This is a genomic window from Thiomonas sp. SCN 64-16, assembly GCF_001725585.1.
Taxonomy (GTDB): Bacteria; Pseudomonadota; Gammaproteobacteria; order Burkholderiales; family Burkholderiaceae_C; genus Thiomonas; species Thiomonas arsenitoxydans.
In genome coordinates, this window is record NZ_MEGQ01000021.1 from 25035 (window position 1) to 47030 (window position 21996).

Annotated in this window: 21 protein-coding genes; 11 read left to right on the forward strand and 10 right to left on the reverse strand. The window is 65.5% G+C overall.

Features of this window, described 5'->3' with window-relative positions:
* Positions 1-32 precede the first annotated feature (32 nt).
* The 8 genes from mdoH to map form a co-directional block, all read right to left on the reverse strand.
* Positions 33-1829, reverse strand: a complete 1797-nt coding sequence (gene mdoH / locus ABT24_RS07370; protein WP_276728336.1) for a glucans biosynthesis glucosyltransferase MdoH — start codon at positions 1827-1829, stop codon at positions 33-35.
* Positions 1830-1850: 21 nt separating this feature from the next.
* The gene (locus tag ABT24_RS07375) at positions 1851-3380 is read right to left on the reverse strand and encodes a glucan biosynthesis protein D (protein ID WP_276728334.1); all 1530 of its coding nucleotides are present in this window, start codon (positions 3378-3380) and stop codon (positions 1851-1853) included.
* Positions 3377-4612, reverse strand: coding sequence for an efflux RND transporter periplasmic adaptor subunit (locus ABT24_RS07380; protein ID WP_276728332.1), 1236 nt, complete (start codon positions 4610-4612; stop codon positions 3377-3379). Before ABT24_RS07380 ends, ABT24_RS07375 begins: the two co-directional genes overlap by 4 nt.
* The gene (locus ABT24_RS07385) at positions 4605-5594 is read right to left on the reverse strand and encodes a TolC family protein (RefSeq protein ID WP_276728329.1); all 990 of its coding nucleotides are present in this window, start codon (positions 5592-5594) and stop codon (positions 4605-4607) included. The genes ABT24_RS07380 and ABT24_RS07385 overlap by 8 nt, the downstream gene beginning before the upstream one ends.
* Before the next feature lie 133 nt (positions 5595-5727).
* The gene (locus ABT24_RS07390) at positions 5728-6066 is read right to left on the reverse strand and encodes a hypothetical protein (protein ID WP_276728326.1); all 339 of its coding nucleotides are present in this window, start codon (positions 6064-6066) and stop codon (positions 5728-5730) included.
* A 40-nt stretch (positions 6067-6106) separates the two neighbouring features.
* Positions 6107-6421: a nucleotide pyrophosphohydrolase gene (locus ABT24_RS07395; protein WP_276728323.1), complete on the reverse strand. Its 315-nt coding sequence runs from the start codon at positions 6419-6421 to the stop codon at positions 6107-6109.
* Between the two features lie 19 nt (positions 6422-6440).
* The gene (locus ABT24_RS07400) at positions 6441-9053 is read right to left on the reverse strand and encodes a [protein-PII] uridylyltransferase (protein WP_276728320.1); all 2613 of its coding nucleotides are present in this window, start codon (positions 9051-9053) and stop codon (positions 6441-6443) included.
* Positions 9054-9099: 46 nt separating this feature from the next.
* On the reverse strand, positions 9100-10095 hold the full coding sequence (gene map, locus ABT24_RS07405) for a type I methionyl aminopeptidase (RefSeq protein ID WP_276728317.1): 996 nt from the start codon (positions 10093-10095) through the stop codon (positions 9100-9102).
* On the opposite strand from map, the gene purL reads away from it, so the two are divergent.
* From purL to ABT24_RS07420, 3 genes are all read left to right on the forward strand, one after another.
* Complete coding sequence (gene purL / locus ABT24_RS07410) at positions 10038-14045, forward strand: phosphoribosylformylglycinamidine synthase (RefSeq protein WP_276728315.1); 4008 nt, start codon at positions 10038-10040, stop codon at positions 14043-14045. The genes map and purL overlap by 58 nt on opposite strands.
* Before the next feature lie 273 nt (positions 14046-14318).
* Positions 14319-15038 carry an acetyltransferase domain-containing protein gene (locus tag ABT24_RS07415; RefSeq protein WP_276728312.1) on the forward strand — a complete coding sequence of 240 codons (720 nt, stop codon included), beginning with the start codon at positions 14319-14321 and terminating at the stop codon, positions 15036-15038.
* 3 nt (positions 15039-15041) lie between these two features.
* Positions 15042-15323: a hypothetical protein gene (locus ABT24_RS07420; protein ID WP_013123102.1), complete on the forward strand. Its 282-nt coding sequence runs from the start codon at positions 15042-15044 to the stop codon at positions 15321-15323.
* A 17-nt stretch (positions 15324-15340) separates the two neighbouring features.
* Here ABT24_RS07420 and ABT24_RS07425 read toward each other — a convergent pair whose 3' ends face one another.
* Positions 15341-15793 (reverse strand): DUF2214 family protein, encoded by a 453-nt coding sequence (locus ABT24_RS07425; RefSeq protein ID WP_156052592.1) that lies wholly within the window; start codon positions 15791-15793, stop codon positions 15341-15343.
* Positions 15794-15799: 6 nt separating this feature from the next.
* Positions 15800-16264 carry an RrF2 family transcriptional regulator gene (locus tag ABT24_RS07430; protein WP_276728310.1) on the reverse strand — a complete coding sequence of 155 codons (465 nt, stop codon included), beginning with the start codon at positions 16262-16264 and terminating at the stop codon, positions 15800-15802.
* Positions 16265-16382: 118 nt separating this feature from the next.
* On the opposite strand from ABT24_RS07430, the gene ABT24_RS07435 reads away from it, so the two are divergent.
* The 8 genes from ABT24_RS07435 to ABT24_RS07470 all read left to right on the forward strand — a co-directional run bounded on the left by ABT24_RS07435 (position 16383) and on the right by ABT24_RS07470 (position 21996).
* A complete protein-coding gene (locus tag ABT24_RS07435) occupies positions 16383-16820 on the forward strand; it encodes a group III truncated hemoglobin (RefSeq protein ID WP_276728307.1) in 438 nt (145 codons plus the stop codon).
* A 164-nt stretch (positions 16821-16984) separates the two neighbouring features.
* Positions 16985-17179, forward strand: coding sequence for a hypothetical protein (locus ABT24_RS07440; RefSeq protein WP_276728304.1), 195 nt, complete (start codon positions 16985-16987; stop codon positions 17177-17179).
* Between the two features lie 8 nt (positions 17180-17187).
* Positions 17188-17724 carry a cytochrome c oxidase subunit II gene (locus tag ABT24_RS07445; protein ID WP_013105843.1) on the forward strand — a complete coding sequence of 179 codons (537 nt, stop codon included), beginning with the start codon at positions 17188-17190 and terminating at the stop codon, positions 17722-17724.
* Positions 17721-19424 (forward strand): cbb3-type cytochrome c oxidase subunit I, encoded by a 1704-nt coding sequence (locus tag ABT24_RS07450; protein ID WP_013105844.1) that lies wholly within the window; start codon positions 17721-17723, stop codon positions 19422-19424. Before ABT24_RS07445 ends, ABT24_RS07450 begins: the two co-directional genes overlap by 4 nt.
* A gap of 4 nt (positions 19425-19428) precedes the next feature.
* Positions 19429-20094 (forward strand): SCO family protein, encoded by a 666-nt coding sequence (locus tag ABT24_RS07455; RefSeq protein WP_276708385.1) that lies wholly within the window; start codon positions 19429-19431, stop codon positions 20092-20094.
* Positions 20091-20822: a cytochrome c oxidase assembly protein gene (locus ABT24_RS07460; protein WP_276728302.1), complete on the forward strand. Its 732-nt coding sequence runs from the start codon at positions 20091-20093 to the stop codon at positions 20820-20822. Before ABT24_RS07455 ends, ABT24_RS07460 begins: the two co-directional genes overlap by 4 nt.
* Positions 20823-20831: 9 nt before the next feature.
* Positions 20832-21458 (forward strand): hypothetical protein, encoded by a 627-nt coding sequence (locus ABT24_RS07465; RefSeq protein ID WP_276728299.1) that lies wholly within the window; start codon positions 20832-20834, stop codon positions 21456-21458.
* 190 nt (positions 21459-21648) lie between these two features.
* Positions 21649-21996: a c-type cytochrome gene (locus ABT24_RS07470; protein ID WP_276728296.1), complete on the forward strand. Its 348-nt coding sequence runs from the start codon at positions 21649-21651 to the stop codon at positions 21994-21996.

Here is a 21996-nt window from a genome sequence, read left to right on the forward strand (position 1 = left end):
GGCCTGACGCGCAGCAGCTGGTCTGGGGGCGCTCAGGAATCCGGCTCCGGCGTCTCTTCCCCCAGTTGCGGAGCCGGCACCCAGAAAAAGCCCAAGGCATGGGCCAGGGTTCCCAGGCGCTCGCTGGAGGTCCAGCTAATCAGCCAGGGCGAACTGAGCAGCCCGAGCGTGATCGGCGAGAACCACAGGCCGACCACCGGGTCGAACCAGGCCAGCGCGGCGAAGGCCAGACCGAGCACGAGGTGCTCGCGCAGGTCGGCAAGGGTCGACAGCACCGGGATGCGGCGAGCCTCGCGCACCTGGGCCGACCAGCCGGAGGGAATTCCCAACGCCATTGCCAGCAAGCTCTTGGTCTGGGTCATCATGATCACCGGCGCCATCAGCATCGCCAGGGGAATATCGAGCGCCACGGATCGCACGATGCGCGCAGCGCCGCCGAAGCTGCGCCTGCGGGCGGCGGACGACAGCATCCAGGTCAGTCCCATCAGCTTGGGGCCGAACAGCAGCAGCAGCGTGAGCCACAGCACCCAGGAAGTCGAGATCCCCATCAGCGTGGCCTCGCGGGAAAAGATCACCTGCAAGGCGCTGGTCAGCAGCAGCAACAGCCAACCCGGCGAGGTCAGGTAGGCCGAGGCGCCGAGCAGCAGGTGCAGCCGACTGGCCCAGTGCAGCCCCGAGGTGCCGAGCAGCCGCAGGTGTTGAAGATTACCCTGCATCCAGCGCTTGTCGCGCTTGGCGTAGTCGATGATCGACGGCGGGAATTCCTCGTAACTGCCGTCGATCATCACCATGTGAACCGCCCAGCCGCGTCGGCGCAGCAGAGCCGACTCGAACATGTCGTGGCTCTGAATATGGCCGCCTAACGGATGCTTGCCCGGCAACTCGGGCAGGCCGCAGCTCTGCGCGAACGCGCGCGTGCGCACGATCGCGTTGTGGCCCCAGAAATTGGCTTCCGAGCCCGACCACCACAGCAGGCCCGCTGTGGCGATGGGGCCGTAGGCCTCGCTGGCGAACTGCATCCAGCGCTGGAACAGGGTGCGCGCGTTGGTGATCATCGGCACCGTCTGCAGCAACCCGATCGACGGCCGCTCCTCCATGATCGACGCCATGCCCACGATGGCGTCACCGCTCATCAGGCTGTCGGCGTCGAGCACCAGCATGCACTCGTAGGCGGCGCCGAACCGGCGCACCCAATCGGCGATGTTGCCCGGCTTGCGTGCGGTGTTGTGCTCGCGCCGGCGGTAGTACACCGCGATGGGGGCCTCGCGCGCCAACGCGAGCCACGCCGCCTGCTCGCGCTCGCCGTTGTCCTCGCTCGAGTCGCTCAGCACGAAAAAGTCGATCCAGGCGGCTCCCCCTGCCGCAGCGATGGAGCGCGCCATGGTGCGCACGCGGCCGAAGGTGGCGTCGACATCCTCGTTGTAGATCGGCATCAGTACCGCGACGCGATGGCGCAGCGGCTGCGCCGGGCTGGGCACCGGCGTGAAGCCCGGATGATCCCCGCTGATCAGCTTGTAGAAGCCGATGGCCGAATTCACGAAACCGAAGGAGATCCACCCGAACAGCGGCACGAACATCACCAGCAGCACGATGTCGAGCGCGTTGACCTGCTCGCGCGCGAGCACCATGCGCAGTTGCGTGGACGCCGCCAGCGCGAGCACGGCCGTCAGCGCGATGAGCAGCAGGCGCTTGATCAGCAGGCCGTGCGGCTGGGTCTTCACCTCGATCGCCGCCGGAGGCGGGCCGTCCAGGCGCTGGATAGGCATGTCGAGCGCGGCCTCGGGAGGCAGCATCGGGGGCGCGGGGTTTATCGCGTGATTAGCGGACATGGCGTATGCGTGCGCGGTGACTCAATCCTCGAGCGTGACCACGACGGTCTCACTGAGCGCCTGCGTCCCGCGGCGCAGGAACACGCGGAACTCCTTTTGCGCCAGCCCCGTCAGGCGCAGGTCCAGCACGACGCGCCAGGAGTTTTTGCGGCCGTACAGGCGATGGGCGCGCAGGCCCATGACCGCGGAAGCCGGCAGGTTGGTCAGCGCCTGCACGCCGCTGGCATCATCCAGCCCGGCCAGCACATCGCCGCGAAAGTCGAACACGTACTTGCGCGTGGACGGATCGGGCGGGGTGTCGGCCGGACCGGCCGGCCCGATCAACAGATTGCAGCAGTGCGCGTTGGCATCGGTGCTGGGATCGGCGGATGTCCACGTCAACCGGTACGCCACGTCGCGGCGCTGCCCGGCACGCGCCGGTTCGTCGGCAACCCAGAATGCGCCGATGTTGTCCACAGTCTCCGAGACCGACGCCATCTCGTAGAGCATCACGCTGCCCGTGCCCCAGTCGCCCTGGGGCTGCACCCACAGCGAAGGCCGCAGTTCGTAGAACAATTCGTCGTCCTCGTAGCTGGTGAAATCGCGATCGCGCTGCATGAGGCCGAAGCCGCCCGGGTGATCGGCGCGGAAGGCGTTCACGCGCGCCTGAGCCGGGTTGTGGAGCGGGCGCCAGATGCGCTCGCCGGCTCCGGTGCGGATGGCCAGGCCCCCGGAATCGTGCACCTGCGGGCGCCAATCGCCGATCGGATGGGAGTGGGGCATGCCGTCAGCGCGCGTCTGGTCGTAGAGGAACATGCTGGTCTGCGGGGCGATGCCCAGGCGCTGCACATCGCGTCGCAGGAAGAGTGCACAACGCACGTCCTGCACAACGTCCACGCCCTCGTGACGCCAGGTGTCGATGGCGTAGGCCCCGGCCAGCGAAGGGCCGTCGAGCAGGGCGTGGGTGATCACGTGGTCGTCCGACGGCTGTTCGATCCAGAAGTCGGTGAATACTGGGAACTCCTCCGGCCCCGGCAGGCCGGTGTCCACCGAGATGGCCCGTGCCGAGAGGCCGTAGCGGTTGGATGTCCCCGAGCAGCGAAAGTACGAGGCCCCGAGAAAAGCCATCCAGTCGGTGCGCGCGTCGGGCGCCAGCACGCGCCAGCCAGCCGGATCGGCGGTCTGTCCGCTGCCGAACAGCCCGTGCGTGTCGATCAGTCTCCTGGCCACGCCGTGGTCGACAACATGGATCGACACGGCCAGCGGCGCCACGCCACGGCGCGGCGGGAACAGGCGCACCGTGCCCGTCACCGCTTCGGCGGCGCCGTAGGCCAGGCGCACGAAGGCGTCGGAGTCCAATGCCGCGTGCGCCGACAGGCGCGGCGCCACGTAGGGACGGCCCGCGAGTCGGCGCGCGCGCTCGATCAGCAGATCCCAGGAAAACGGCCGCGGCGGGCCCCAGCGGCCGCCGCCTGCGGCGAAGGCCATGCCGGGTTGCAGCAGCCCGGCGGCCAGCGAAGCAAGCGCGCCGCCGGCCTGGCGGCGGGTGAACTTGGGAGCGGAGGGGGTCATGGTGCCGTGGGGGTCGAGGGCGCAATGGCTGGGTCACGGGCCGGAGTACCGGATTTCGGGCCTGACGCGCCCGGCGCCGCACGCCAGCCGATGATCGCCAGTTGTCCCGGACGCACCGGCCCGCCGAGGATCTGCGTGCGATGGCCGTCGCTGGGACCGGCGATGATGGACACGCTGCGCGCCGTGCCGTCGCGATCGAGCAGGCAGAGACTGCTGCGTTCGAGTTCGGGTTGCGTCGAGCAATGGGGGGCGAAGGCCAGCGCCGTGTTCGGCGCCAGCAGCACATGGTGGCGAACCGGCAGGGTCATTTTGAGCGTGGCCGCGGCGGCCGGCGGAATGCGCGGATCGGGCGCCAGCGCGAACTCGGCCTGGCGCACACCCGCCGGGTCGGTGGTGGTACGCAGCAAAGTGGCAGCGCGCTCTGCGCCATCGGTGCCGGAGATGACCACCTGTGCCGATTGGCCCGCGGGCAGCGACTCGATACCAGGGGGCAGCGGCACGATCACGCGCGCGGGGGCGTCCAGCGGCGCCAGTTCGAGCAGCGGCTGTCCGGCCTGAACCTGACTGCCCGGCGCCACTAGCGGCCGGACCACCACGCCGGCGATGGGAGCGCGCGGCAGCGTGGCCTGCAGATTGGCCATGTCGTCGTCGAGGCGGCGCTGGGCCGCAGCGAGCAACACACGATCCCGCCGCACCGCGAGTGCCGCGCTGCGCACCGCCGCGCGCGCGGTGTCCATCTCGTCCAGCGAGGGCACGCGGTGGGCCGACTCGCCCCACACCTTGTCGTACCGCGCGATCCGGGCGTCGGCCAGCCTGGACTCCACGAAGGCACGCGCCAGTTGGTCGCGCGCGGCGGCCAGCGCCAGGCGGTCGGCATCGATAGCCTGTGCAAAAGCGCTGGTATCCACCACGGCCAGCGCCTGGCCGGGCGCCACCGTGTCGCCCGGAGCCACCGGTACTGCGGTGATCAAGGCATCTCGCGGCGCGCGTACCGTAATTTCGCCGACCAGGTAGGCCCGGCCTTTGATGGACAGTTGCGGACGCAGGTCGCCGCGAATGATCGGCGCCATGTAGTACGGGGTCGTGTTGCCCTCGAGAAAACGCAGCAGCAAGCTGCCCGCCACCCCCAGCGCCAGCAGCAGCAGCGTGATGCTGATCCAGCGCCGCGCGCGACTGCGTGGGCGCGCGTCGAGCAGCACATCGACCTGCGAGGCGTCACTCGGCTCAGTCACGGCATGCTCCGACTGCCAACGGCATGTCTCCGACCGAGCTGCGCGTCGGCTCGCGCAGTCTGGCCTGGTTCCTGCGCAGACCGACGTCGGTCCACAGATCGATCGCCGCGCGCGCCAGCCGAGCCCGGGTGTCGATGCGCGCCTCGCGCACCGACAGTTGCGCGGTTTGCGCCACGTACAGCGTGGCGAAATCGCCGGTTCCCAGACGGTAGGCAGCGCGCGCATCGTCCGCGGTGCGCTCAGCGTCGCGCTCGAGCTCGGGCAGTGCGGCCTCGCGCGCCCGCACCTCGGCCAGCGCGGCGCGCAGGCCAGCCGCTTGCGCGTCGTCGCATGCCGCCGCGGCCGCGCCGTCGGCGTCGAGCCAAGGCACTTGAGCGCCGTCGGCGATCCACAATCCCAGTTGCCATGGCGCGACCGCCGCGCGCCGCGCCAGCGTCGCTTCGGCCGCGGCCAGGCGAGCGCGCGTGTCGGCAAGCGCGCTTGCATTGGTGCCGATCAGCGACGCCGCCAGTCCGCTGTCAACCCCCGAGACCAGCCCGGCCTCGTAGCGCCAGCGCGCGAAATCGGCATCGTCGTGGAACCGATCCTGGAACGCCTGGCGCAAGGCCAGATTCCATTGCAGGCGGCGCACCTCGACGTAAGCGCGCGCGATGCGCGCGGCCTTGCGCTGGCGCGCGTCGGCCAGCCGCACGGCCTGCACTTCGGGGGAATCGGGCATCTGCTGCAGCATGCGGCCGACCCAGCGGGCGAGGCGGAAGCGCCACTGCTGCGAGCGCGCCTGCAGGTCGGCCAGGGCGCGGGCTTCGCGGACCAGCAGCGGGTCCACCGCCAGCCCGTGGTCGATCAGCCGAGCCAGCAAGGGGTCGCCGACCTCTGTCCACCACGGCACACTCGGAGCCGAGTCGGCGCTCACTGCGGCTTCGGATATCTGTGCACCGGCGGGGCTTTGCAGTGAGGCGCAACCGCCCAACGTGCACAGCACGAGTAACCCGATCCAAAGGGCTTGGAATGTTCTGAACAAGGGACGTCGGAATCTGAAACAGGAGGCAAAAATCGATGCCGTGATGGGGGAATGGTACGAAGTGTCGCGGTCTGCACCCGCGCCGACGACGCTTTCATGTGCCAACCGGAACGCGCTCACGGTAGGGCATGAGTGTACCTACCGCCGCGAGCACAAAGTCGCCTCTGGCGGAGTCGAACCAGACTTCGTCGGAGCCGCCGACCTGATTGAAAGCCCTCAGAATCTTGTCCGAAACGGGATCGAGCAGTAATGCAACTGCCTTGAAACCGGCGGCGACCGCGTTGTCGCTGCCACGCACCATCAGATTGCCGCGGGGGCTGCGCGCCAAGTCGTGCATTGCTGTCCGTCGGGCGCTGCGCGGGTCGATCACGGCGACGCACGCCAAGCCTAAGGCAAGGCCGGGCGCATCGCCATCAGCTTGCTGTGCAAACACACCAGCATGATGATCACGACCCACTGGAAGCGGGCGGCGCTCAGCTTGCTGGATATTTCAGGGCGTTTTTGCCGATTTTCTGTTCCACCGCCTGTTGCAGATCCACACCGGTGTGATCGGCGATCTGCACGAGATAGATCAGCACGTCGGCGATTTCGTCGGCGAGGTGCTGTTGAATTTCAGGGTCTTGTCCGGCCTGCTGCGATTGCTCGGGCGTCATCCACTGGAAGATTTCCACCAGTTCGCCGGCCTCGACGATCATTGCCATCGCTAGGTTTTTCGGTGTTTGGTAGGGCGCCCAATTGCGGTCGGCGGAAAACTGTCGCAAGCGGGCTTGCAGGGCGGAAATGTCCAAGCGGTGTGCTCCTCTGACGCTAATCCATGATCGCCTGCAGCAGCTCGTTTTCGAGTGTGTTCTGAATCCGGGCGTCACCCAGACCGGGGCCGGAAACCAGAAACGTATCTTCCACCCGCTCGCCGAGGGTGGTGATCTTGGCCAGTTGCAGGTCGATGTGGTGTTTGGCCAGCACCTGCGCAATGCCGAACAGCAGCCCGGCCCGGTCGTGCGCGGTCACGTTGAGAATCCAGCGCTGCCCGCGCTCATCGGGGCGCAGACCGACGCGGGGGCTGACGGGGAAGTTGCGCACCCGCCGCGACAGTCGCCCATGATGCGGGGGCGGCAGTGGCGCGGCGCGGCCCAGTTCGGCGAGCAGCGAGGTTTCGATCACGCCGGTCATCGCCCGGTCGTGCACTTTGGTGTGGGGTGACACCACGACGAAGCTGTCGAGCGCCCAGCCGTTGTTGGCGGTGTGGATCTTGGCGTCGAGAATGTTGAAGTTCTGATGATCGAAGTAGCCGCAGATGCGCGCGAACAGATCGGGTTGGTCGGGCGCATACACCAGCACCTCCAGCCCCTCGCCTTCGGGGGCCAGTCGCGCGCTGATCACGGGCGATGGGCTGGCTACGCGGGCGTAGAGCTTGCGGGTATGCCAGGCAATGTCTTGCGGATCGTTGCGCAGGAAATAGCCCATGTCCAGCGTGTCCCAGAGCGGCTTTTGTGCGCCCTGGGGCAGGGCGTAAAGGTTGAGAATGCGCTGCGCCTCGCGCTGGCGCAGTTGCAGTTCGGCCTCGGGTTGCGGCGTCTGGCCGCCGAGTGCGCGTAAGGTGGCGCGGTAGAGGTTTTCGAGCAGCTTGCCTTTCCAGGCGTTCCACACTTTCGGGCTGGTACCGCGAATGTCGGCCACGGTCAGCAGGTATAGGGCGACGAGGTGACGCTCATCGCCCACGCGCCGGGCGAAGGCGGCGATGACCTCGGGGTCGCTCAAGTCTTCTTTCTGCGCCACGCGCGACATCTGCAGGTGCTCGCGCACGAGGAACACGGCCAGCTCGGTGTGTTCGGCGCTGATGCCGTGCGCCTTGCAGAACTTGCGGGTTTCGACGGCGCCCAGCTCGGAGTGATCGCCGCCGCGGCCCTTGGCGATGTCGTGGAACAGCGCCGCGAGGATGAGCACCCACGGCGGATCGAAGTGTGCCGCCAGCTCCGAGCACAGCGGATATTCGTGGGCATGTTCGGGCATAAAAAAACGCCGCACATTGCGCACGACCATCAGAATGTGCTGATCGACGGTATAGACGTGAAACAGGTCGTGCTGCATCTGCCCGACGATGCGGCGAAACGCCCACAGGTAGCGCCCGAGTACGCTGGTGCGGTTCATCAGCCGCAGGGCGTGAACGATGCCTTGCGGCGCCTGCAGGATGCGCACGAACTGCGCCCGGCTGCGCGGATCGTGGCGGAAGGCGCTGTCCATCCGGTGGCGCGCCAGGTAGATGGCGCGTAGTGCAGCGGGCGAAAGCCCCCGAGCGCCGGGCGCGCGCTGGAACACCGCAAAAATTTCCAGCAGCGTCCAAGGCTCTTGCTCGAAAAGCTGGAGATGGGCGGGCTCGATCATGCCGTCGCGCAGCACATAGCGCCCGTCTTCCACGTCCTTGAGCCCGACGACGGGCTGCGCCACGGCCACCGACTGCGGCCAGAGCCGCCCCTCGATATCGAGCAGCACGATCTGGTTGATCTGCTCGACGGCTTTCGCCGCCCAGTAGTAGCGCTGCATCAGACGTTCGCCAGCCCGCTTGGTCGGCGTGGGCGCAAAGCCGAGCACCTTGGCAACGGCCGATTGCTGGTCGAACACCAGACGGTCTTCGCGCCGTCCGGCCAGCACATGCAGGTGCGCGCGGATGCGTTTGATCACGGTCTCGTTGCGCTGAATCTGGCGCACGGTATTGACATGGATGATTCCATGCGCCGCCAATTCCTTCCAGCTGCGCCCCAGACCGCTGGCCTGCGCCACCCAGAGCACGACCTGCAGATCGCGCAGACCGCCGGGGCTTTCCTTGCAATTGGGCTCCAGCGCGTAGGGGGTGTCCTCGAATTTGAGATGGCGCTGCTGCTGCTCGCGCATCTTGGCCTGAAAGAACGCGCGTGCATCGAGGTGAGCGAAAAACGCGCGGTTCAGCGAATCAGCCAAGGCTCGGTTGCCGCACAAAAAGCGCGATTCCAGCAGGGCCGTCTGCACCGTGATGTCCTTGTCGGCTTCGTCGATGCAGGCCTCGATGGTGCGCACACTCGGGCCGATTTCCAGGCCGATATCCCAGCAGGCGGTGATGAAGCCTGAGGCGGCCGCATCGATGGCGGCGTTGCTGCCCTGGGTCTGCTCAAGCAGCAGAAGCAGATCGATGTCGGAGAACGGAAACAGCTCGCCGCGTCCGTAGCCGCCTACGGCGATCAGCGCCGCATCGGGCGGCATGCCGCTTGTCGTCCACAGGGTCTGCAGCGTCTGATCGGCAAGGCGGGTGAGTCCGTGCAGCAGCGGCGTGACCTGCTGCGGGTGCTGCCCGAAGTGGTCGAGCAGCGCGGCACGTCCCCGTTTCCAGCTCAGGCGAATGTCGCTCAGCGCAACCTCAGCCGGATGGGCGACGGCAGATGCGGTCATGGGCCTGACTTGCACGAAGTCACGATGACGGCCAGCGCTGCGCCGCTCAAGCGGCTAGGGCAGGCTGGCGAACGAAGGCGGGCGCGGGCTGGCAACCCGCCGAAGTGGTCAGCACTTCAAAGCCGGTGGGAGTGACCAGCACCGTGTGCTCCCACTGCGCAGACAGCGAACGGTCTTTGGTGACGATGGTCCAGCCATCGGCCATTTCGCGGATGTCGCGCCGTCCGGCGTTGATCATGGGCTCGATGGTGAAGGTCATGCCTTCGCGCAGCACTTCTCCCGTGCCCGCCTTGCCGTAGTGCAGCACTTGCGGGTCTTCGTGGAAGTTGCGGCCGATGCCATGGCCGCAGAATTCGCGCACGATGCTGTAGCCCGCGCTCTCGGCGAAGGTCTGGATGACGTGGCCGATGTCGCCCAGCCGCGCGCCGGGTTTGACCAGCGCGATGCCATGCCACATGGCCTCGAAGGTGATGTCCACCAGTCGCTGCACATGCTTGGGTACGGTGCCGATGCTGAACATGCGGCTGCTGTCGCCGTGAAATCCGTCCTTGATGACGGTGACGTCGATGTTGATCACATCGCCGCTCTTCAGCGGTTTGTCATTCGGAATGCCGTGGCAGATGACGTTGTTGACCGAGGTGCAGATCGACGCGGGGTAGGGCGTGTAGCCCGGCGGCGCGTAATTCAGCGGGGCCGGAATGGCCTGCTGCACCTGGGTGATGTAGTCATACGCCAGCTTGTCGATCGCCTTGGTGGTGACGCCAGGCTGCACATGCGGGGTTAGGTAATCGAGCAATTCGGAGGCCAGTCGCCCGGCCACGCGCATTTTCTCGATTTCTTCAGGGGTTTTGATGGTGATGCTCATGGCGCAATTATCACACTCCTGACATGTGTTCGTGAGCCGCCTGTGCGCGTCATGGCGATTTCTATAATCTGCCGCTGACCGCCATCCCCCACCCCGCCCAGCCCATTCAGGCTTCCCGCATGCACATCCTTTTCTTTGAAGGCGCCAGCGCCTTGTCCGCGTTTCGCCAGGACGCATTGCAGGCCCGCCTGCGCCAGACCGCGCCGGAGATCGCCGATCGCGTGCGCCGTATCCATGCCCGGTATGTGCATGCGGTGGCGCTCGACGCCGCCCCGACTCCCGCACTTCACGACAAACTCGAAGGCCTGCTGCGCTATGGCGGCCCCTACGCCGGTACCGCGCAGGGTCAGAGCCTGTATGTCATGCCGCGCCTGGGCACCCTTTCGCCCTGGGCTTCCAAGGCCACCGACATCGCTCGCTTGTGCGGCGCCGAAGTGCACCGGGTGGAACGCACGGTGCAATACCGCCTTGAGGCGGAGAGCGGGCTGCTGCGCGCCGCCAAACCGCTGACCGAGGCCGAACTGCTTCAGCTCGCCGCCCTGCTGCACGACCGCATGACCGAAACCGTGGCGCTGCAGCGCAGCGAGCTGGAGCGTCTTTTTTCCGAACTGCCCCCCCAGCCGCTGCAGCACGTGGACGTGCTCTCCGGCACGCTTGACGCCGGCCGCGCGGCGCTCGCGCGTGCCAATGTGGAGCAGGGACTGGCGCTGTCGGATGACGAGATCGACTATCTGCTCGACGCCTACCGCAAGCTCGGCCGCAACCCCACCGATGTCGAGCTGATGATGTTCGCCCAGGCCAACAGCGAACATTGCCGCCACAAAATTTTCAATGCCCGCTTCACCATCGACGGCGTCGATCAGCCGCACACCCTGTTCCAGATGATCCGCAACACCCACGCGGTGTCGCCGCAGGGCACGGTGGTGGCCTATGCCGACAATGCCTCGGTGATGGAAGGCGGCACGGTGCAGGCCTGGCAGCCCGATCCCGTCACGCACCGCTACGGCGCGCAAGAAGCACTCAAGCATGTGCTGATGAAGGTGGAAACGCACAATCACCCCACCGCCATTTCGCCGTTTCCCGGTGCGGCCACCGGAGCCGGCGGAGAGATTCGCGACGAGGGCGCTACCGGCCGTGGCTCGCGCCCCAAGGCGGGGCTCACCGGGTTTTCGGTCTCCAATCTGCGGCTGCCAGGCGCTGGCGAACCGTGGGAGGCGGCCACAGAAACAGTCGGCAAGCCCGGCCACACCGCCAGCCCGCTGCAGATCATGCTCGACGGGCCGCTGGGCGGGGCGGCGTTCAACAACGAGTTCGGCCGTCCCAATCTGGCCGGTTACTTCCGCGTGTTCGAACAGCCGGTGGACGGCAAGGTCTGGGGTTATCACAAGCCCATCATGCTGGCGGGCGGTCTGGGCTCCATCGATGCCCGCCTGACGCACAAAAAGGCATTTCCCGCAGGCACGCTGCTGGTGCAGCTTGGAGGGCCGGGCATGCGCATCGGCTTGGGCGGCGGCGCGGCGTCGAGTCTGGCCACCGGCAGCAACGCCACCCATCTCGATTTCGATTCGGTGCAGCGCGGCAACCCGGAAATTCAGCGCCGGGCGCAAGAAGTCATCAACGCCTGCTGCGCGCTGGGCGAGGCCAATCCCATTCTGTCGATTCACGATGTGGGCGCTGGCGGACTGTCCAACGCCTTTCCTGAGTTGGTGGAGGGCGCGGGCCGTGGCGCGGTGTTCCAGTTGCGCGATGTTCCACTTGAAGAGTCTGGCCTAAGTCCAAGAGAAATATGGAGTAACGAAAGCCAGGAGCGCTATGTTCTGGCCATTGCTCCAGAGCAGCAAGAGGCTTTCGCCGCGCTGTGCGCCCGCGAGCGCTGCCCCTTTGCGGTGGTGGGCGTCGCCACGCAAGAGCAAACTTTGATCGTGAATGACAGCCTGCACGCCGACCAGCCCGATCTGGCCCGTCCGGTCGATCTGCCGCTGGACGTGCTGCTGGGCAAGCCGCCGCGCGTGCATCGTCAGGCGCAGCGGCAGTTGCCGCAAGGCGAGGCGCTCGATCTGGCTGGGGTCGATCTGGCGCAGGCCTGCGAAGCGGTGCTGCGCCACCCCACGGTGGCGAGCAAGCGCTTTCTCATCACCATTGGCGACCGCACGGTAGGCGGCATGAGCCACCGCGATCCCATGGTCGGCCCCTGGCAGGTGCCGGTGGCCGACTGCGCCGTCACGCTCGCTGACTACGCCGGTTTTCGGGGCGAGGCGATGAGCGTGGCCGAGCGCGCGCCCGTTGCGGTGCTCAACCCCGCCGCGTCGGGTCGGCTGGCGGTGAGCGAGGCGGTGCTCAACCTGCTGGCCGCCCCGGTGCAACGTCTGGCCGACATCAAGCTGTCGTGCAACTGGATGGCCGCCTGCGGCCAGCCGGGGCAGGACGCCGCGCTGTACGACACCGTGCACGCCATCGGCATGGAACTCTGTCCCGCCTTGGGTATTTCGGTGCCGGTGGGCAAGGATTCGCTGTCCATGCATACGCGCTGGGAAGACGCGGGCCAAGCCAAGAGTGTGACTTCGCCGGTCTCGCTGGTGGTCTCCGCCTTCGCCACGCTGCCCGACGTGCGCGGCACGCTTACGCCGCAACTGCGCACCGATGCGCCGAGCAGCCTGATTCTGGTCGATCTGGGCCAGGGCAAAAAGCGTATGGGCGCAAGCATCCTGGCGCAGACGCTCGGGCAGATCGGCGACATCACCCCCGATCTCAACAGCCCGGACTTGCTGAAATCGTTTGCCGCGGCGCTGACTGAATTGCGCATCGCCGGCCTGGTCTGGGCCTATCACGACCGATCCGACGGCGGCCTGTGGGCGGCTGCCTGCGAAATGGCCTTCGCCGGGCATTGCGGCATCAGCCTGAATGTGGACGTGCTCACGCTCGAAGGCAACGAAGCCGACGACTGGGGCGATGCCAAAGACTGGGCCAAGCAGGTCGGCCCGCGCCGTCACATTCAAACCTTGCTCGCGCTGTTCAACGAAGAGCCCGGCGTGCTGCTGCAAGTGCCGGCAACGCAGCGCGACGCTGTGCTGCAGACCCTGCGGCAGCATGGCCTGTCGGCGCACAGCCACGCCATCGGCACGGTCAACGACGGCGACGTCATCGAGATCTGGCGCGACACGCAGCGCATCTACACCGCGCCGCGCACCCAATTGCAGCAAGTGTGGGACAGCGTGTCGTGGCGCATGGCGATGTTGCGCGACAACCCCGAGTGCGCCCAAGCCGAGCACGACGCGCTGGCCGACGCCGCCGATCCGGGGCTGCACCTGCACCTGACTTTCGACGCCCAGCAAGACATTGCCGCGCCTTTCATCGCCAGCGGGGCGCGGCCGCAGGTCGCCATCCTGCGCGAGCAGGGCGTCAACTCGCAGGTGGAAATGGCCTACGCCATGCACCGCGCAGGGTTCGACGCGGTGGACGTCCACATGAGCGACCTGATGGCAGGCCGCGCCCGGCTGGGCGATTTCCGCGGCTTTGTCGCCTGCGGCGGGTTCAGCTACGGCGACGTGCTGGGTGCGGGTGAAGGCTGGGCGCGCTCCATTCTGTTCAACCCCGAGCTCGCCGATCAATTCGCACGCTTTTTCGGCCGTACCGACACCTTCGCGCTGGGCGTGTGCAACGGCTGCCAGATGCTGGCCGCGCTCGCGCCCATGATCCCGGGCTCCCGCGCCTGGCCGCGCTTCACCCGCAATCGCTCGGAGCAGTTCGAGGCGCGGTTGTCGCTGGTGGAAGTCGCCGAGTCGCCGTCCCTCTTTTTTCAGGGCATGGCCGGCAGCCGCGCGCCCATAGCCGTGGCGCATGGCGAAGGCCGGGCCGATTTTTCGCAGCAGGGCGACGCCAAGCTGCTGCAGGTGGCCATGCGCTTTGTCGATCACCAGGGCTACCCCACGGAGCGCTATCCCTACAACCCCAACGGCAGCCCCGAGGGCATCACCGCCGTGACCACGCCGGATGGACGCTTTACCGCCCTGATGCCGCATCCCGAGCGGGTGTTCCGCAGCGTGCAGATGAGTTGGACCGCCGAAGACCAGGGCGAAGACAGCCCGTGGATGCGCATGTTCCGCAATGCGCGGGTGTGGTGTGAGTGAAGTGGCCCCCACGCTCCCGCTACGCGGTCGCTGCCCCCCGAGGGGGCGCACCCCGCCTTGGGGCGGCCCGGCGGCGAGGTGGGGCCCGGCGGCGAGGTGGGTGGCCCCCACGCCCCCGCTGCGCGGTCGCTGCCCCCCGAGGGGGCGCACCCCGCCTTGGGGCGGCCCGGCGGCGGAGTGGGGGGGCCCCACGCCCCCACTGCGCGGTCGCTGGCCCCCGAGGGGGCGCACCCCGCCTTGGGGCGGCCCGGCGGCGGGGTGGGCGCGTTGATCATGGCGGGAGGCCGAATCAGCCGTTACGGCGGCGTCGATACCCTGCGCGGCTTGGCCGTACTGTGGATGATGTCGTTTCATTTCAGTTTCGACCTGAACTGGTTCGGCTTCATCCACACCGACTTCTACACCAGCCCCTGGTGGCTCGATCAGCGTATTGCCATCGTCAGCCTGTTTGTTTTCACCGTCGGACTGACGCAGACCTTCACTGACGCGAGCGGCCGCCCGGCGCGGCATTTCTGGAAGCGCTGGGCGCAAATCGTGGGCGCTTCGCTACTGGTCACGGCGGGCAGCTACGCCGCGTTTCCGCACAGCTTCATCTACTTCGGCATTCTTCAGGGCATCGCGGCCATGTTGCTGCTGCACCGGCTGGTGTTCCGCCACTTCGGCGCCTGGGTGCTGCTGCTCGCCCCCATTGCCATTGCCGCGCCTCAACTTTGGGGGCACGCTTTTTTCAATCCGCCGTGGTGGAACTGGACCGGGCTGATCACGCAAAAACCCATCACCGAAGACTACGCGCCACTGCTGCCGTGGATTGGTGTGCTGTGGATCGGCGCCGGCGCGGGCTGGCTGCTGGCGAGGGTGCAATTCCGGCCCTTGCGCCATCTGCCCGAAATTCGTCCGCTGTCTTTCCTCGGGCGCTGGCCCCTGACCATTTACCTGCTGCATCAACCCGTTTTCGTCGGTCTAGTCTGGCTGGCTGCACATCTGCGGGGGTGATTCGTGGAAGAACTTGTCGACGCCTCCATCGACTATCTGCTGCATTACGGCGACAGCGATCACTGGTTTTTCATTCCGCAGGCGAAGGATGAAGAGGACGCGCTGCGCTACTTTTTCTGCATTGAAGGCTACGGCCAGAGCCGCCAGTTCGGCACCCTGCAGCGCGAGTTGTGCCTGCTCGTGCCGCTGCAGCAATATCTGCAGGATCGCGACGCCATCGAGCGCCGAGTCGAGCGTCTGCGACGGGACATTCGTGCACGCCGAGAAGCAGAAGAGGGGCTTTGAGGCGCCCGCGCAGCGATTCAGCCGAAACCGTGGCTCATCAGCGTCGCCAGCAAGGGGATGATGACCATCACATGCGATTGCGCCATCAGCCAGCGGCGCTCTTTTTTCACTTCTTCCACGGCGGGCTGCCACGCTGCCATTGCCCGAGCCTGAAGGCCCCAGCGCCCCAGTCGCTGCGTGGACGGCCACGACATCACCGCCATCAGCGCCAGCAAAACCACTTTGGCCCACAACAAGGGGTTGTGCAGCAGCCACTGCGGACCTTTGATGCCCCAGAACACCAGCGCCAGCCCGCTGGCCAGCACCGCGGCAAAGCTGCCCCAGACCCACACATCCAGCCTGCGAAGGCGAGCCAGCACCTGGGCATCGACGGCACCCACCCGGGTCAGGCTGGTTTTGGCGGTGAGAAAAACGGCCAGCCCCAGCATGGCGGAGAGATGAAGGTAAAGCAGCAGAGCATCGGTCAACATGGCGGGTCAGTCCGGTTTGAGATGGATCATCTCGGCTTTTCTGGTCTGCAGGGTGATGAAGTGCTGCAGCGGCGGGTGCAGGCAATCCGCCAGAGTCGAGGTATTGAGTCGCGCGTAAAACGCCTCTGCGGCGTCGCTCAGCAAGGGCCGCAGCAGGCACAACGGAGTGAGATTGCAATGGCCGCCGTCGGGGCGAAGGCATTCCACCAGGCCCTGACCGTCTTCCAGCCAGCGCACGACATTCCCAAGAAGTATTTCGGAAGCGTCTTTATCAAGACGAACGCCACCATTGGCGCCGCGTTGATTCTGCACGTAGCCACCGGCAGCAAGACGCTGGAGTACCTTGACAAGATGCTCACGCGAGATATCAAGAATCTTCGCTAATTCTTTGCTATTTAATGATTGATCTGGGTTTTCTGCCAGCACCATCAAGGCGCGCAGTCCAAAGTCAGTGAACTGGGTCAGTTTCAATTCGTGGCTTGCCTGTCTTATCGTGTGAAGCTATAGTGGAATTAAATAATCCACATAAGGGGTTGTCATGACGCATCCTACCGCGAGTCGAATCACAATGCCAGAAAGCCAGCAAAGCTTGTTCAGGCAAGTGCTGGATGCAACGCCAGCCGAGATTGCGCCTGAGGATCGCCGCAGCGTTCTGGCCGAACAGCTCCGCACACAGACGGGGCTCGACGAGCGCGCCCTCGATCGCTTGGTGCGTCGGTTTTATGCACATGCCCGGCTTGATCCAGATCTCGGTCCGATGTTTGAGGCGCATGTGACCGACTGGCAGGCGCATTACGCCCGGATGGTGGATTTCTGGGCCTCGGTCGGCCTGCTTGCTGGACGCTATCACCGCAATGCCTTGCAGGCGCATCGCCCCTTGCCTCTGCACCCTGCGCACTTCGCCCGCTGGCTGGATCTGTTCGACCAGACGCTGCAGGAAGAAGTCTCACCTGCGGCACGCGCGCACCTGATGACCATTGCGCAGCGCATAGCGGCAACTCTGAACAGCCGCCTGTGTTCGCGATAACGGCAATATCAGGGTTTACCCGTGCAATTTTTACATGCAGTGACAAAAGATACACGACCTATCTGCGCAGCTTGATCCATCGCAAGCGGCTGCATAAGTTCCTGCTTATTCTGCCAACCATACATGTGCGACATTCTGTCGCATCACTCTGAGGAGAAAAACCAATGCCTGACGAGATGTCTTACCTGCCGATGCCGGTTACAGACCCTGCGGGTCGAACGCATGCGCAATCGGACATGCCGCTGCCTGACATGCAATACGCCCGGCCAATGGGGGCATGGGTCATCGTAGCCGCGCTCTTCATCGTCGTCGTCGGCTTGTGGGCGATGGTTGCGGCCTATTTCTCCATCCATGCCTGAGGCACGTCATGTCAACTTCAACTCCCGACGCCTTTGAAGATCGGTTCCATCATGTCGCGCTGCGGCATGAGCGCATCTGGATTTTCATCGCCCTGTCCCTGATCGCCGTGCTGTTCATCGTGGCGGTCTGGTTCGTGGTGCACGACTACGGCCTGGTGGCCAAGACCTCGCAGTTCTACTCCAACCCCAACACACCGGCCGAAACGGCCAACTACCAGGGTTCCGGCGTGAAGCAAACCGGGCCGAACAGCTATGAGGTCTATGAAGTCGGCCGCGCCTGGAGTTGGACGCCGGGCACCGCCACGCCGCTGACCCTCCCGGTGGGCGCTCACGTCACGTTCAACGTCACCAGCGGCGATGTGATCCATGGCTTCGAAGTGCAGGGCACGAGCATCAACCTCACCGCCATTCCCGGCGTGGTGGGGCATGTCAGCTACACCTTCAACAAACCTGGCACGTTCTACATCATCTGCAATGAGTATTGCGGTGCCGGCCATCAGGCCATGATCGGCAGGATCATCATCACCGGAGCAAAACAATCATGAGCGCAACCCTGAGCAACAACGCCCCGCGCATTCTGGCGACGCCGACTGCCGGTGAGATTGCCGGTGAAAAAACCATGCTGCTGGCCTTCTGGGTCACGGGTTTTCTGGCACTCGCCGTGGGCATCGCCATTGGCGTGCTCCAGAGCAGCAACTATGCCGGAATCAATCTCTATCCTTATCTCCAGCCTTTCCTCAAGTCGTACTACCAAGGGCTGACCATGCACGGCGTGCTCAACGCCTATGTGTTCACCTTCTTCACCATTTCCGGCTGGCTGATGTACCTGCCGGCGCGTGAACTCAAACTCAAGCCCAATATGGGGCTGGCCTGGTTTACTTACGCGCTGATGCTCATCGGCACGTTGATGGCGGCTTACGGCATGTTCGACAACTCGTCGAGCGTGCTCTACACCATGTACGCGCCGCTCAAGGGCAGTGCCTGGTTTTACCTGGGCATCACGCTAGTCGTGGTGGCGAGCATTCTCCCGCTGTTCGTCGTGCTGGAGATGCGGGCTCGCTGGAAGCGCGCCAATCCCGGTCAGCTCACGCCGCTGGTCACCTATATGAGCGCCACCACGCTGCTGATGTGGCTGCTCGCCGCACTCGGCGCGGGCACCGAGGCCGTATTCCTGCTCGATCCCTGGTCGCTCGGGATGACGCAGACCATCGATCCGTTGCTGGCCCGCACCTTGTTCTGGTGGACCGGCCACCCCATCGTGTATTTCTGGCTGATGCCGGGCTACGTCTCCATCTATGCGTTGCTGCCACGGCAGGCAGGAGGGAAACTGATTTCGGACCCGCTGGCCCGTCTGGCCTTTTTGCTGCTGTTCGTGTTTTCCTTGCCGGTGGGCACCCACCATCAGTACACCGATCCGGGCATCTCCCCGGTGATTAAAGGGATCGTGACGGCGCTGACGCTGTCGGTTGCGATTCCCAGCCTGATCACCGCCTTCACCATCGCGCTCAGCCTGGAATACGGCGGTCGTCGTCGCGGCGGCAAAGGGCTGATGGGCTGGTGGACGGCCTTGCCCTGGAAAGACCCCTCGGTGGCCGCGCAGGTTCTGGCGCTGGTGAGTTTCATCTTCGGCGGAGCAGGGGGCATCGTCAACGCCAGTTGGCAGCTCGACAACGTGGTGCACAACACCCTGTGGATTCCGGCGCACTTTCACCTCACCGTGGGCACCATGACCACCCTTGTCTTCATGGGCGTAAGTTTCTGGCTGCTGCCGCACCTGACCGGCCGCAAACTCTACAGCTCGAAACTTGCCCTCTGGAGCGTGTGGCTGTGGTTCCTCGGCCTGATGACCTGGGGCTTCGCCGGACACTGGGCCGGCATGGACGGCGTGCCGCGTCGCGCCTGGGTCTCGTCCTTGCCGCATGATCAATACATGCAACTTTATGGCGCAGTGCATCCGGCGCTCATCATCGTGGGCATAGGCGGCGTCATTGCGGCCCTCGGTGCGGTTCTCTACTACATCGTGTTCTTCGGCACCTTGTTCGGCCAGAAAGATTCCAAGGCGATGGTCGAGATCCCTTTCACCGAGTACATCACCAGCAGCGAGGGTTCCTTACTGGCGCGCGTGGCCGAACCGCTGGGCCTTTGGACGCTGATCACCTTTGTCATCACTCTGGCGGTCTATATCCCCGTGTTCTGGCCCATGCTCACCCATCCGATCCACGCGCCGGGCTTCGTGCTCTGGTGATCGGATGAAGGGAGTCGGCATTGCATCCCCAGCCACCCCGCTGCAACCGCAGCGAGGCGGCTGGAGGGATTCGGCGCGGCGGGCGGCGCTGGTCTCCACCCTGCTGTTGGCTGCGGTCTGGGCCTGGTCACATTTCCAACAACACTCCGCGGCTCTCCATGGATCTCCGCTCAAACCCGTCCCGGCGCCTTCGCTGTCTGGATTCACGGACACCCAGGGCAGGGCGTTCTCCTGGACGCGTGAACGTGGCCGGGCGGTGCTGGTGTTTTTCGGCTACACGCACTGTCCCGATGTCTGCCCGCTCACCCTCGCCGCATTGGCGCAAAGCCTGGAACGACTCGGACCGCTGCGCAAACAGGTGCGCGTGGTGTTCGTCACCCTCGATCCAGCGCGCGACACGGCGCCAGTGCTGCGCGCCTATCTCGATGCCTTCCTGCCGGACACCATCGGCTTGCGAGCTGCGATGCCCGCGGTGCGCGTCTCTGCGCGGCAATGGGGCATTACCTGGCGGCGCGTCGATACGGCGGACGGCGCCTACTGGATCGATCACACCGCGGCGGTCACCCTGGTTGGACCAGACGGGCGGTTGGTCGCGCGATATGGCTACGGACAACTCACAGATCCCTCCTGGCTTGCAGACGACTTGCGCACCGTCCTGGAGCGCGGATGACAAGCACTTGGCCGCTCGCGGCATGGGCGGGATGGTTCGTATTGGCCGGCCTGGCGCTGGCGGGCTACAGCCTGGCCGCTTGGCGCGGGCGCTGGCCATGGTGGCGGGTGATGGTCTTTGCGGTCGGCTGCGCGCTGACGCTGCTTTGCACCTGGGGATTGAACAACCCGCTGGCCTCGATGACGGGCTACACCATCGCCTTGATGACCCTGGGCCAGATCGTGTCGCCGCTGCTCCTGATCGGATTTCCTCCGCAGGTACGCGCGCAGTGGCGCGCGCCAGGGCAGAGTTGGTGGAGCCTCTGGGTGCTCGACGCCTGGGTCGCGGCGGCCGTGTTCATCATTCTGACCCTGGGAGTGAATCTGCCCGGCGTGTTCAACACCGCGCTCGCCAACGCCTTCTTTTCCGGCCCGATCGGCCTGTTTCTGCTGCTCTCCGGGGTGATGTTCTGGGCGCAGTTGCTGCCGGGTTGCACCAGCATTGCCCATCGCTGGGTTGCGGGCATCTACGGCTGGCTGGGCAGTCTGCCGATGATGATCATCGCCGCAGTCTGGGTGTGGAGCGGCCATGTGCTCTACACCCCTTACCTCGACGTGCTGTGCCTGTGGAATCTCAGTCCGCTGGACGACCAACACTACGCCGGGCTGGTGATGTTCATTGCCGGATTGCCGCTGCAACTGCGCGCGGCATGGCTGCTCATCATGCCGGGCGAGGAGGAGTCAAGCTGATGCGCCCCTGTGCTGCAGCCCATCGCCGCCATCGGGCAATTCCCGATCGGCACATGCGGCCGAGCTGTCTATGCTCTCCCCGGTATTCCCCGTGGAGACCCGCACATGCCCGCGATTCCGACCATCAATATTGCCTCAGGCCAGCCGCCGTCCCTTGCGTCTGTACGCAGCGCCTGCCGCAAGATGAAACTTTGCATCGCCGCGTCCTACGCGGTTCTTGCCTATTTCATCGCCCGCAGCCTGATTGCGCTGGGTCAGTCGCACATGCGCAGCACGCCCGCTGCGCTGGGCGTCGGCAGCCTGCTGGCGATTGTCAAAGATCTTGGGATCATCGCGCTGCTCCTGGGCGCCGCCTACGCGTTGTATCGCTCGCTGACGATCTACCAAAGCCTGCGCTTGTGCGACGACAGCAAGATCTGCCGCGTGGTCTACGCCGTCTGCCGGGTCAATCCCGCGGCGGATCGCTACCGCATCGCGGTTTTGCGCAGTGGCAGGGGGTTCCTCACTGCAGAGATCGACGGATTTTTCAGACTCTGCCCGCCCGAACTCTGGACTCAGAGCTGGCCCCAGGATCTCAAAGCCAGAATCCAGTCGCCCGAGCCATTGGCCGTCATGGCAAAGCTCACGGCAGAGTAACGCAGCCCAGAGTAACGCAGCCCTTTCGCTGGCTGCAACCCGATCCCCGCGCCGCACCCACCCTGCACGCACTGCCCACAGTCGCGCGGGAGCGGTGTTACGCGCGCCGTTCATGCCCCCATCTTTGTCACAGGAGTTGCCGCAGCGCAACTCCACACTGTCCCTCATGCACACCCATTCAGGACTACTCATGAAACATCATTCAATTGGTCTGATTTTGATGACTTTTTTCCTCACCGCCAGCGCGCAGGCGCAAACGCCTGCGGGCAACGCCGCCGCTGGCAAGTATGAATCCTCCATGTGCGAAGGCTGCCATAACGCTGCACACGGCGGCTTCAAAACCGATTTCCCCGAGGTGTACCGCGCGCCCAAGCTCAACGGGCAAAGCGCCGCCTACATCGCGCAGTGCCTGGAGGATTACCGCAGCGGCGCGCGCCGCAACCCGACGATGAAAGCCGTGGCCGACATCCTGACTCCGCAGCAGATCGCCAACCTGTCGGCGTATTACGCCGTTCCCAAAAATCAAAGCGTCAAGTGA